The organism is Bradyrhizobium sp. P5_C11_2 (assembly GCF_054049755.1).
The window spans coordinates 1-11,981 of record NZ_JBFULT010000204.1 but is presented as its reverse complement, the minus strand read 5'-3'; the positions used below and the strand labels follow the sequence as shown (position 1 = coordinate 11,981).

The 11,981-nt window shown below is 64.5% G+C and carries 11 protein-coding genes; 4 read left to right on the top strand and 7 right to left on the bottom strand.

Going from position 1 to position 11,981, the window contains the following annotated elements:
- Nucleotides 1-370: 370 nt before the first annotated feature.
- Nucleotides 371-751, top strand: a complete 381-nt coding sequence (locus tag ACXJL8_RS19815; protein WP_456619792.1) for a hypothetical protein — start codon at nt 371-373, stop codon at nt 749-751.
- Between the two features lie 6 nt (nt 752-757).
- On the opposite strand, the gene ACXJL8_RS19810 is transcribed toward ACXJL8_RS19815, so the two are convergent.
- Nucleotides 758-1,054: a DUF6496 domain-containing protein gene (locus ACXJL8_RS19810; protein ID WP_456619791.1), complete on the bottom strand. Its 297-nt coding sequence runs from the start codon at nt 1,052-1,054 to the stop codon at nt 758-760.
- Nucleotides 1,055-1,285: 231 nt separating this feature from the next.
- The gene (locus ACXJL8_RS19805; RefSeq protein ID WP_456619790.1) at nt 1,286-1,480 is read right to left on the bottom strand and encodes a DUF3072 domain-containing protein; all 195 of its coding nucleotides are present in this window, start codon (nt 1,478-1,480) and stop codon (nt 1,286-1,288) included.
- Nucleotides 1,481-1,541: 61 nt separating this feature from the next.
- Between ACXJL8_RS19805 and ACXJL8_RS19800 the strand changes: the two genes are divergently transcribed.
- A complete protein-coding gene (locus ACXJL8_RS19800) occupies nt 1,542-1,844 on the top strand; it encodes a hypothetical protein (RefSeq protein WP_456619789.1) in 303 nt (100 codons plus the stop codon).
- Nucleotides 1,845-1,937: 93 nt separating this feature from the next.
- Here ACXJL8_RS19800 and ACXJL8_RS19795 read toward each other — a convergent pair whose 3' ends face one another.
- Together ACXJL8_RS19795 and ACXJL8_RS19790 are read right to left on the bottom strand one after the other, a co-directional pair.
- Complete coding sequence (locus tag ACXJL8_RS19795; protein ID WP_456619788.1) at nt 1,938-2,177, bottom strand: hypothetical protein; 240 nt, start codon at nt 2,175-2,177, stop codon at nt 1,938-1,940.
- Between the two features lie 95 nt (nt 2,178-2,272).
- Nucleotides 2,273-2,530 (bottom strand): hypothetical protein, encoded by a 258-nt coding sequence (locus ACXJL8_RS19790; protein WP_456619787.1) that lies wholly within the window; start codon nt 2,528-2,530, stop codon nt 2,273-2,275.
- A 114-nt stretch (nt 2,531-2,644) separates the two neighbouring features.
- On the opposite strand from ACXJL8_RS19790, the gene ACXJL8_RS19785 reads away from it, so the two are divergent.
- The gene (locus tag ACXJL8_RS19785; protein WP_456619786.1) at nt 2,645-2,896 is read left to right on the top strand and encodes a hypothetical protein; all 252 of its coding nucleotides are present in this window, start codon (nt 2,645-2,647) and stop codon (nt 2,894-2,896) included.
- Here ACXJL8_RS19785 and ACXJL8_RS19780 read toward each other — a convergent pair.
- The 3 genes from ACXJL8_RS19780 to ACXJL8_RS19770 form a co-directional block, all read right to left on the bottom strand.
- Entirely contained in the window at nt 2,893-4,389 is a 1,497-nt protein-coding gene (locus tag ACXJL8_RS19780; RefSeq protein ID WP_456619785.1) for an HWE histidine kinase domain-containing protein, read from the bottom strand. The genes ACXJL8_RS19785 and ACXJL8_RS19780 overlap by 4 nt on opposite strands.
- Before the next feature lie 13 nt (nt 4,390-4,402).
- Nucleotides 4,403-10,693 carry a HAMP domain-containing protein gene (locus ACXJL8_RS19775; RefSeq protein ID WP_456685436.1) on the bottom strand — a complete coding sequence of 2,097 codons (6,291 nt, stop codon included), beginning with the start codon at nt 10,691-10,693 and terminating at the stop codon, nt 4,403-4,405.
- A 340-nt stretch (nt 10,694-11,033) separates the two neighbouring features.
- Nucleotides 11,034-11,543 carry a DUF4142 domain-containing protein gene (locus tag ACXJL8_RS19770; protein WP_456619783.1) on the bottom strand — a complete coding sequence of 170 codons (510 nt, stop codon included), beginning with the start codon at nt 11,541-11,543 and terminating at the stop codon, nt 11,034-11,036.
- Between the two features lie 95 nt (nt 11,544-11,638).
- Here ACXJL8_RS19770 and ACXJL8_RS19765 point away from each other — a divergent pair, with 95 nt between their 5' ends.
- On the top strand, nt 11,639-11,833 hold the full coding sequence (locus ACXJL8_RS19765) for a hypothetical protein (RefSeq protein WP_456619782.1): 195 nt from the start codon (nt 11,639-11,641) through the stop codon (nt 11,831-11,833).
- Nucleotides 11,834-11,981: the final 148 nt, after the last annotated feature.

Here is an 11,981-nt window from a genome sequence, read left to right as displayed (position 1 = left end):
GAGCTGGCGCAGACCAAATCGTCCGGCAAGAACAGCGTGCTGCTGCAGGTGAAGAGCGCGGAGGCGACCCGGTTCGTCGCGGTGCCGCTCGCGTAAGTCGTAAGTCTGCCGGCGCAAATCCAAAAAGGCGGCCTTCGGGCCGCCTTTTCCTGTTGGCATGGTGGATTCCCACAGGCTGTCGATAACATTCTCGTTAACGGCAGGAATGATGACTGGTTCGTCCGAAAAAGCCGCGTTCGCTCATCACACTTTGGAATCGCATGTGCTCGGCGGCAATGACGGCGCCGGGACCGGTTGCAAGAGTGGAACTTCGAACGTCCGGCCGCTTTGTGGAACTGGCTCGGCGGTTCGTATTTGATCGGTGCCGACGATGGATCGATTGAAGCTCTCTCTGAGGAGTGCGCTGCTGGTCGCGCCCTTCGTGCTGTCGATCGGAAGTCTGCTGCCGACCGGAAGTGCCTTCGGCCGCGACGACGGCCGCTACGCCGATTCCCCGCTCAAGCCGTGGTTCGACAGCCTGCGCAGCCATCTCGGTCCGTGCTGCTCGGATGCGGATGGTTTTGCCGTCGCCGATCCCGACTGGGAGTCGCACAACGGGCACTATCGCGTGCGGCTCGACGGGCAGTGGGTCGAGGTGCCCGATGAAGCCGTCATCACCGAGCCCAACCGGGCCGGGCGCACCATGGTGTGGCCGGTCAAGACCGCGTTCGGGATATCGATCCGCTGCTTCATGCCGGGCAGCATGATCTGACGCCGGTCAGCGCGACCGCTTGGCGGATTTGCGCTTCGACGTCGTCTTCGAGGTTTTCTTCGAGGTTTTCTTGGACGCCTTCTTCTTGGCGGTCTTCCGCTTCGAGGCTTTCCTCGGGACCTTCTTGCCCTTCTTGCGCGCCTCGGACAGGCCGATCGCGATCGCCTGCTTGCGGCTCTTCACGCGTCCGCCTCGACCGCCACGTCCGCTCTTCGCGGTACCCTTCTTGTAGCGCCGCATCTCGCGCTCGACATCGTCACCGGCGCTGCGCGAGTAGCGGCGTTTCTTTGCCTTGCGTGCCATCTACTCTCTCCCGTCGTCCCGAGAGAACCGCCCACGGCAGGCGTGGTTCCGGGATGCGCAGCGGGGCGGGTCACAGGCGGCAGCCGCCGCAGGCGCGATGAGATGAGGATGAATGGTCATCGCGCTTCAGGTTGTTGTTTGCGCATGGTCTCCGCGCAAACGCGTTCCACGTTTGTCGCGAGCGAAAACCGCTTCGCACTTCGCGCTGACGCGGCCGGGTCCGGATCATGCCTAGAAGGAATTCGCCAGCTCGATCTCCGCCTCCAGCGCCTGGATGCGGCGCGCGGCCTCTGCAAAGGACAGGTCCCGCGCATATTGCGCGGGCTGGTAGGCCTCTTCGCTCAGCCGCCGTAACCTCAGTCCTTGTGCGCGGGTCATCTGATCGGCGAGGAAAACCCTGGCATCGTATCGACCTTGAACCTGCATGTGCGGTCTCCAAACTGGAATCGTGGCTTGACTATATGTTCTTATTTTGTTCTAACAAGCCATGGACAACAGAATTAATGAAATTCGACGTAAAATCAGTGCTTTGAGGCTGGAAATGGCCGCCGTCGAGGCGTCCGTGCGCGACCTCATCGGCCGCGATTGCGACTGCACCGAACAGGCGCTGGCGCAGATGGATCTGCGCCGGAAAATCAACCTGCTGATCGGCGAATGGAAGGCGGCCGGCGGCGGCGACGTCCTGCCTGACATCCGCGACCGGGTGGGTCTTCGTCCGGTGAAGCGAGATCGCAAACCGGCAGGCGCGGCCGCGCGCCGCCCTGAAGCGGGGCCGGCCGGGATGCTCTGACCCGCACACCGACGATGCGGCGCTAAAGCACGATCCGGACCCAAGCAAAAAGGCCCCGCGCGTGCGGGGCCTTCCATGAATTTCGGCCCGAGCTCACTTCGTGTTGCTGGTGCCTTTGTTGTTCGTCATGGTGCCACCCTGGTCGGAACCGGGACCGGAGCCACCCTGACCCGACGGATCGGCGCCCTTGGATTTCGTGTTGGCGCCTGTCGTCTGCGAGGACGAGGTCGAGGATTCGTGCTTGGCCTTGTGCGATTTGGCTTGTGCGGCGAACGGCGCGGCGGCGAGGCCGGTTGCCAGCATCACGGCGATAGCGAGCTTGGTGGTTTGCATGCGCGGGAACTCCCTGAGTTAAATTGACGCAGGCAGCCAACCGCCCTTGGCCGCAGGAGTTCCGAGCAACGCCGGTCGCGCTCTTCACGCGCGCTTCAAAATTCCTTGTCCTCTGCGAGGATGAACACCACGCCCGTGAGCGTCGCGCCGATTGCGAAGGTCGTCACCAGCGTGAGCACGAAGACGAGAATGGCCGGACTCCCGCCGTGATTGAGCAGGTTGGCGACCGCCGGATTGGACAGGACGAGCACGAGGCCGAATGCGAGGCCGAGGGCCGCGCCCATCATCGCATGCGTCATCAGCTTGATGACGCCCGTGGGAGAGATCAGGCCTGGCGACTTCTTCACGCGCATGGAACTGCATCTCGACTTCGCAGGCAAAACGCGGTCGATGATCGCGGGTTCCATCCTGGATGAAGGATTTGTCATCTGACCGCTTCATCCGAGGTTCATGCCGGGTTTGCGAGGATGAACGGCATCAACACGGGAACATTCGATATGGGCAAGGTGGTCTTTCTTTACCGTTCGCTGGCCTATCGCAATGCAGCCGCGGACATGCTGCGCAAGGCACGCAAACTTCCGCGCGGGGCGGAGCGCAGTGCGGCCCGCCGCTACGCGCGGGCGCTACGCGAGCTCGCTCAGACGGAGGCTTGGCTCGAAGGACGCGTCGCCGATGGATCGCGGCCGCTCCGGCGCATGAGGATGGCGGCGTCCGGCTAGCCCGACGCGCGCTGCAACTTGACTGAGGCGGCGGTCGCGTCGTCAAATTTGCCGGGTGCGGAGGGCGCCGCAATCTTGCGGGTCAACGGCACCTCCAGTCGRCACAACAGGCCTTCGGCACGCCAATCGAAATGCGCTTGTCCGCCAAGCTGCGACTCGACGCTCGCAAGCAGGCTTCTTGTGCCAAAGCCGCGCGACTTCGGCGGCCTGACCAGCGGGCCGCCGGATTCTTCCCACGTCACGGCGAGCGTGTCGTTCTCGACCTGCCAGCCGATCATGAGCCGGCCCGACCGCGTCGAGAGCGCGCCATATTTCGCCGAGTTGGTGAAGAGCTCGTGCAGCGCCAGCGCCAGCGTCTGGGCGGTGGCAGGCACGAGCTGCACCTCGGGACCTGCGATCTTGATCTGGCCGCCGAGCGAATAGGGCGCAAGCTCCTCGTCGATCAGCTTCGACAATTCGGCGCCCTGCCAGCTCGACAGCGACAGGATGGTGTGGACCCGGGCCAGCGCGTTGATGCGCCCTTCGACGGCGTTGACATAAGCCTTGACCCCGTCGGCACGGGTGAGGCGGACGATCGACTGCGCCAGTGCGAGCGCATTCTTGGCGCGGTGATCGACTTCCCGCGCCAACAGGTTCTGCCGCTCCTCGGCGCGCTTGCGTTCGGTGATATCGACGGTGACGCCGCTCACCCGCACCACCCGGCCGCTCTCGTCCAACGTTGCGGCCGCCGTGCCGACGCACCAGCGCACCTCGCCATCGGGCCGGCTGACGCGGAATTCTCCCTCATAGGCGCGCGCTCCGGTATTGAACGCGGCAATCGCCTTGCGGAATTGATCGACGTCATCCGGGTGCAGCAGGGCCTGGATGTTTGCCGAGCCGACGTTGAAGGTCTCCGGGGTCACGCCGAAGATGCGGTACTGGCCTTCGTCCCACATCCAGTCGCCGTTGACCCAGTCCCAGTCCCACGATCCCATCTTGCCGGCGGCGATCGCCATGCTGCGCCGCTGTTCGCTCTCGCGCAGTTTTGCGGTGGAGTTTTCCAGCTCGGCGGTGCGCGCGCGGACGCGGTCCTCGAGCTCCTGGTTCAGCCGCTCGAGCTCGCGGGTCTTGCGGTAGAGCTCGGCAAACACCTTGATCTTGGCGCGCAGCACCTCCGGCACGACCGGCACCGGAACATAGTCGACCGCGCCCATCTCGTAGCCGCGGAGGCGATCGATGTCGCTGACTTGAATGGCCGAGATGAAGATCATCGCCGTCTTCTGGAAGCGCGGATGCTCCCGGATCATCGCGGCGAGCTCGAAACCGTCGAGGTCGGGCATGCAGACGTCGACCAGGATCACCGCGATCTCGGTCTTCAGCAGCACTTCCAGCGCCTCGCGGCCCGACGAGGCGATCACGAGGTTCTCGCCGAGTTCCTTCAAGATCACCTCATAGGCGAGCAGCTTTGCTGGCTGGTCGTCGACGAGGAGGATGTTGACCTTTTCGTGGTCCATTCCCGGATCCCGTTCAGCGATGCAGCCACATGCGGATTGCAAGCAGCAATTGGTCGGTGTTGACGGGTTTGGCGAGATAGTCGGACGCGCCGGCTTCGAGGCATTTCTCGCGGTCGCCCTTCATCGCCTTGGCGGTCAGCGCGATGATCGGCAGGCGCAAGAAGGCCGGATTCTCGCGGATGACGCCGATGGTCTGATAGCCATCCATCTGCGGCATCATGATGTCCATCAGCACGATGGCGATTTCCGGATTGGATTCCACCAGCGTCACCGCTTCCCTGCCGGTGGTCGCCGTCAACACCTTCATGCCGCGCCGTTCCAGCACGCTCGACAGCGCAAAGATGTTGCGCGCGTCGTCGTCGACGAGCAGTGCGGTCTTGCCGATCAAATCCTCGTCGGAACTGTTCAGCTTTTCCAGCATGCGCTGCTTCTCGACCGGCAGTTCCGTGATCACGCGGTGCAGGAACAATGCGGTCTCGTCGAGCAGGCGCTCCGGCGATTCCACGCCCTTGACCACGATGCTGCGCGCCATGGTGTGGAGTTCCGCATCCTCTTCCGCCGAAAGTTCGCGGCCGGTGAACACCACGACCGGAACGTTCGACAGCGACTCGTCATTGCGGATCTGATCCAGCACCTCGAAGCCGCTCATGTCGGGCAGCCGCAGGTCCAGCACCACGCAGTCGCATGGCGCCTCGCGCAGCGTCGAGAGCGCGCCGGCGCCGGTATCGGTCGTCACGATCTCGATGTCGTCGTGATGCAGCAGCTCGCGGATCGAGAGTTGCTCGGCCTCGTTGTCCTCGACGATCAGGAGCCGTTTGCGCCGCGGCCGCGCATATTCCTTGATCTGCATCAGCGCGGCGGAGACGCCTTCGGTCGTCGTCGGCTTGTTGACGAAGGAGAAGGCGCCGCGGGCGAGCGCATGCTGGCGGTCCTCGTCGAGCGTGATGATCTGCACGGGAATGTGGCGGGTCAGCGGATTGTGCTTGAGCTGGCTCAGCACCGTCCAGCCGAGCATGTCCGGCAGGAACACGTCGAGCGAGACGGCTCTCGGCTGGTACTGCTTGGCAAGCTCGAGCGCTTCGGCGCCGCGGGCCGCGACCAGGACCTTGAAACCCTTGTCGCGGGCGAGATCGACCAGCACGCGGGCATAATGCGGGTCGTCCTCGACGATTAGCAGGATGCTGTCGCCGGGCTCGAGATTGAGCCGGTCGTCGGGAAGCTGTTCGATGACCCGCTCCGGCGCCGTCGTCGCCGGCTGAAGCGCCGGCGGCTGGCTGTATTGTTGCGGCGCGGCGCGCGGCGCGAGCGTCGGGCCGGAATATTTCAGCGGCAGATAAAGCGTGAAGGACGAGCCCTTGCCGGGCGCGCTGCGCAGGTGGATTTCGCCGCCGAGCAGGCTTGCGAGCTCGCGGCTGATGGCAAGGCCAAGACCGGTGCCGCCATATTTGCGGCTGGTGCCGGCGTCGGCCTGCTGGAACGCCTCGAAGATCAGCTTCTGCTTCTCCAGGGGAATGCCGATGCCGGTATCGGACACCTCGAACGCGATCACGGCCGGCGCGGAGTTCAGCACCGGGTGATCCGTTCCCCAGCCGCCGAGCGCGCCGCCGACCTTCAGGCGCACTTCGCCTTCGGCGGTGAACTTGAAGGCGTTGGAGAGCAGGTTCTTCAGAACCTGCTGCAGGCGCTTGGAGTCGGTGACGATGCTGCGCGCGAGGTTGGGGTCGACGTCGATCTTGAACGACAGGTTGCGGTTCTCCGCCTCGTGCCGGAACGGCCGCCCGACGGTCTCGAGCAGGTTCGCGGTCAGGATTTCCTCGGCGTCGACCGTCACCGTGCCGGATTCGATCTTGGAGAGATCGAGAATGTCGCTGATGAGGTTGAGCAGGTCGGTGCCGGCGCCGTGGATGGTGCGGGCGAATTCGACCTGCTTGGCCGACAGGTTGCCGTCCGGATTGTCGGTGAGCTGCTGGCCCAGGATCAGGATCGAGTTCAGCGGCGTGCGCAGCTCGTGGCTCATATTGGCCAGGAATTCGGACTTGTACTTCGAGGTCAGCGCCAGCTCGGTCGCCTTTTCCTCCAGCGCGCGGCGGGCCTGCTCGATCTCCTGGTTCTTGCGCTCGACCTCGACGTTGCGCTCGGCGAGCTGCTGCGCCTTCTGCTCGAGCTGGTCGTTGGTCTGCTGCAGCTCGCGCTGCTGCGTCTGGAGCTCGCCGGCAAGCTGCTGCGACTGCTTGAGCAGGCCTTCGGTCTGCATCGTCGCCTCGATCGAGTTGAGCACGATGCCGATGGAGTCGGTGAGCTGCTCCAGGAAGGTCATCTGCGAGGTCGTGAACGAAGTGAGCGAGGCGAGCTCGATCACCGCCTTGACCTGGCCCTCGAACAGCACCGGCAGCACCACGAGGTTCTTCGGTGCGACGCGGAGCAGCGCCGAATTGATCGGCACCACGTCGGCGGGAATGTCCGCGACCACGCGCGGGCGCCGGTCGAGCGCGCATTGGCCGATCAGGCCGTCGCCGAACGGAAGCACGCGTGGATAGGGGTAGACGCCGTCGCCGGCATAGGAGGCGAGCAGCAGGAGCTGCGGACTGTCCTCGTTCTCGACCTGATAGATCACGCCGGTATGCGCGTTCACCAGCGGCGACAATTCGGTCAGCAGCAGCCGGCCGACGGTCGTGAGGTCGCGCTGGCCCTGAAGCATGTTGGTGAATTTGGCGAGGTTGGTCTTCAGCCAGTCCTGCTCGGTGTTCACGTCCGTCGTCAGACGGAGGTTGGTGATCATCGTATTGATGTTGTCTTTCAGCTCCGCGACCTCGCCGCGGGCGTCGACCTGGATCGATCGCGTCAGGTCACCCTTGGTCACGGCGGTCGCGACTTCCGCGATCGCGCGCACCTGCGAGGTGAGGTTGGCCGCCAGCAGGTTGACGTTGCCGGTGAGGTCCTTCCATGTGCCGGCAGCACCAGGCACGTCGGCCTGGCCGCCAAGCCGGCCCTCGACGCCGACTTCGCGCGCCACCGACGTCACCTGGTCGGCGAAGGTCGCGAGCGTCTCGGTCATGTTGTTGATGGTGTCGGCGAGCGCCGCCACCTCGCCCTTCGATTTCACCGTGAGGTTCTGCTTCAGATCGCCATTGGCGACCGCCGTCACCACCTTGACGATGCCGCGGACCTGCTCGGTCAGGTTCGCCGCCATGAAGTTCACGGTGTCGGTGAGGTCCTTCCAGGTGCCGGCGACCCCGGGCACCTGGGCCTGGCCACCCAGCTCGCCTTCGGTGCCGACCTCGCGGGCGACGCGCGTCACTTCGCCGGCGAAGGCGTTGAGCTGGTCCACCATGGTGTTGATGGTGTTTTTCAGCTCGAGAATTTCACCCTTCACGTCGACGGTAATCTTGCGGGACAAGTCGCCGCGCGCCACGGCGGTGGTGACTTCGGCGATGTTGCGGACCTGGGTGGTCAGGTTTGCCGCCAGCAGGTTGACGTTGTCGGTGAGGTCCTTCCAGGTACCGCCGACGCCGGGCACCACGGCCTGACCGCCAAGCCGGCCCTCGGTGCCGACCTCGCGCGCGACGCGCGTCACTTCGGCGGCGAAGGAGCGCAGCTGCTCGACCATTGTGTTCAAGGTGTCCTTGAGCAGAAGGATTTCGCCGCGCACGTCCACCGTGATCTTCTTCGACAGGTCGCCGCCGGCGATCGCGGTCGCGACCTCGGCGATGTTGCGGACCTGGGCCGTCAGGTTCGAGGCCATGAAGTTGACGTTGTCGGTGAGATCCTTCCAGGTGCCGGCGACGCCGGGCACCTCGGCCTGGCCGCCGAGCTTGCCTTCGGTGCCGACCTCGCGCGCCACGCGGGTGACTTCGCCGGCAAAGGCGTTGAGCTGGTCCACCATGGTATTGATGGTGTTCTTCAGCTCGAGGATTTCGCCCTTCACGTCCACCGTGATCTTGCGCGACAGGTCGCCGCGCGCCACGGCCGTCGTCACCTCGGCGATGTTGCGGACCTGGGCGGTGAGGTTGCCCGCCATCGAGTTGACGCTGTCGGTGAGATCCTTCCAGGTGCCGGCGACGCCGGGCACGTTGGCCTGGCCGCCGAGGCGGCCTTCGGTGCCGACCTCGCGCGCCACGCGCGTCACCTCACCCGCGAAGCGGTTGAGCTGGTCGACCATCGTGTTCAGGGTGTCCTTCAGCTGAAGGATCTCGCCGCGCACGTCCACCGTGATCTTGCGCGACAGGTCGCCACCGGCGATGGCGGTTGCGACCTCGGCGATGTTGCGGACCTGGGCGGTGAGGTTGCCCGCCATGGAGTTGACGTTGTCGGTGAGGTCCTTCCAGGTGCCGGCGACGCCCGGCACCTGCGCCTGGCCACCGAGCTTGCCTTCGGTGCCGACCTCGCGCGCCACGCGCGTGACTTCGCCGGCGAAGGCGTTGAGCTGGTCCACCATGGTGTTGAGCGTTTCCTTCAGCTGAAGGATTTCGCCCGACACGTTGACGGTGATCTTCTTCGACAGGTCGCCCTTGGCCACCGCGGTCGCGACTTCGGCGATGTTGCGGACCTGGCCGGTCAGGTTCGACGCCATCGAGTTGACGCTGTCTGTCAGATCCTTCCAGGTGCCGGCGACGCCGCGCACCTGGGCCTGGCCGCCGAGCTTGCCTTCGGTGCCGACCTCGCGCGCGACGCGCGTGACTTCGCCGGCGAAGGCGTTGAGCTGGTCCACCATGGTGTTGATGGTGTCCTTCAGCTCCAGAATTTCGCCGCGCACGTCCACGGTGATCTTCTTGGAGAGGTCGCCGCCCGCGACCGCCGTCGTCACCTCCGCGATGTTGCGGACCTGGGCGGTCAGGTTCGACGCCATCGAGTTGACGCTTTCGGTCAGGTCCTTCCAGGTGCCGGCGACGCCGAGCACGTTGGCCTGGCCGCCGAGCCGTCCCTCGGTGCCGACCTCGCGCGCGACGCGCGTGACTTCGCCGGCGAAGGCGTTGAGCTGGTCCACCATGGTGTTGAGCGTTTCCTTCAGCTGAAGGATCTCGCCGGAGACGTTGACGGTGATCTTCTTCGACAGGTCGCCGCCCGCGATCGCGGTGGCGACGTCGGCGATGTTGCGGACCTGTGCGGTCAGGTTCGACGCCATGAAGTTGACGTTGTCGGTCAGGTCCTTCCAGGTGCCGGCCACGCCGGGCACCTGGGCCTGGCCGCCGAGCTTGCCTTCGGTGCCGACCTCGCGGGCGACGCGCGTCACTTCGGAGGCGAACGAGTTGAGCTGGTCCACCATGGTGTTGATGGTGTCCTTCAGCTCCAGGATTTCGCCGCGCACGTCCACGGTGATCTTTCGCGACAGGTCGCCGCGCGCCACGGCGGTGGTGACGTTGGCGATGTTGCGGACCTGCGCGGTGAGGTTGCCGCACATCGCGTTGACGGAGTCCGTCAAATCCTTCCAGGTGCCGGCGACGCCGGGCACGATCGCCTGGCCGCCGAGCTTGCCGTCGGTGCCGACCTCGCGCGCCACGCGCGTCACTTCGGAGGCGAAGGAGCGCAGCTGGTCCACCATCGTGTTGATGGCCTCCTTGAGCTGCAGGATCTCGCCGCGGACGTCGACGGTGATCTTCTTGGACAGGTCGCCGTTGGCGACCGCGATCGTCACCTCGGCGATGTTGCGAACCTGGTTGGTCAAATTGTTCGCCATCGAGTTGACGCTCTCGGTCAGGTCCTTCCAGACGCCGGTCACTTCCGGCACCTGGGCCTGGCCGCCGAGCTTGCCCTCGGTGCCGACCTCGCGCGCGACACGCGTCACCTCGGAGGTGAACACGCCGAGCTGCTTGATCATGGTGTTGACGATGGTCGCCGACTGCAAGAACTCGCCGCGCAGCGGGCGGCCGTCGACGTCGAGCTTGACGGTCTGGAGCAGGTCGCCCTGTGCGACGGCCGCGACCGCGCGCGTCACCTCGCGGGTCGGCCACAACAGATCGTCGATCAGGGTGTTGACCGAGCCTTCCATGTCGGCCCAGGAGCCCGAGGCCAGCCCGAACTTCACGCGCTGCCGGGTCTTGCCCTCGCGCCCCACCACTTGGCCGACCAGCTCGAGCTGCTGCGCCATGCGCTGGTTGGCGGCGATGATTTCATTAAAAGTGTCGGCAATCTTGCCGTCGATGCCGAGATAGTCGCCGCTCATCCGCACCGAAAAATCGCCGCTGCGCATGGCCTGGAGCGCGAGCAGCAATTCCGGCCGGGAATCAGGATCCGACATACCGTTGGGTTTTGGCTTTGGGACGCGACGACCGGAGCGTGATGCAGTTCCGGGATCGAGGTCGCTCATACTGATTCCCCCGCAGGCGTCGCCGAATCCAGGCGAGACGCAGTAGCTGAATATAGAGCGTCAGCTACATCCCAAATCAAGCGCCAAGGTTGCGGCACGAGAAATGGAACCTGCTTTGCTCAGCCCGGCAAAGCTAACCGCGCAGAAAGCTCTTGGTTCCATCCTGTTCCAGATATCTTTGGGTGGGCGGTGGCGAGGCGCCTTCGCGCGCATCCAGCGATCCTGCTTCAGGAGCGGAGCACCGAGACTGCTGTTAACCCTCTCATGACGATGATCCGGAGAGCGACCTTACGGTGCGGCCGCAGGGCCAGCAGGATCACCTAGATCCACAATAGGACGGCTACTTGTCCGCCATGGTGCGCTCGGCATCCTCCACCCGCGAGCGCAGCACCGGCAGTTGTTCGCGGGCAAAGGCGGCAAGCGCTGCATTGTCGGGCGCTTTCAGGTAACGTTCGAGCAGGCCGATGGCTGATTCGTATTCGGGAATCTGTGCGGCATAGAAAGCTCTGACGAAAGCAGGCCCCTCGGAATTTTCGGGCTCGGCCAAGCTCGCGCTCGCGGTTGTCTTGCCGATCCGCGGCTCTGCCCCGATCGTCTCTTGAATCTCCTTCAGCGCCTTGTCGCGCTTGGCGGACTCTTCCGCGCGCAAGGCAGCAAGGTTCTTGACCTCCGTATTGCCTTTCAGGTCGGTACTCTCCAAGAGGCCCTGCTGGAAGCGGCTGAGTGCGTACAGGCCACCGATGACGTCCGTTGCAGTCGGCGCGCCATCGCCCCGCATCTGCTCGCCCCTGCTGTCGGCAAGCACTGCGGTGCTGATGAAGGCCAGGACTATCGCGACGAGAATTGGCATACGCATCCAATGACCGACGACGTGCGAAGTTCCGCAAACGTTACGATCGTGTAAGGGCAGTTGCGCCAGGGCGGTTCCCTTCCCACGTTCTATGGATGAAACAGTCTGACATCTTCAGGGATAACGCCGAAAACTGCCTTCAACTCGCCGAGCGCGCCCAAGGCAAACCCACCTACAAGCGCTACTCGCGCATGGCGGAGGCTTGGATGGCGCTTGCGAACGAGCAGGATTGGCTCGATGGCGAAATCCCGCCCGTCACGGTTCGCAGCCGCCGAAAGCAGGATGCCTGATCGTTCTCGTTGTCGTGAATCTGCGTGTGAGACCGCTCACGGACTGCAAGCGTCCAATCAATGATCATTCAGGAACAGTCGATCGCGTTGGTTTTTTGAATCCAGAACGAGGTTTTGCAATGGCTCCACGTCTGGCCCTTCTCTCACT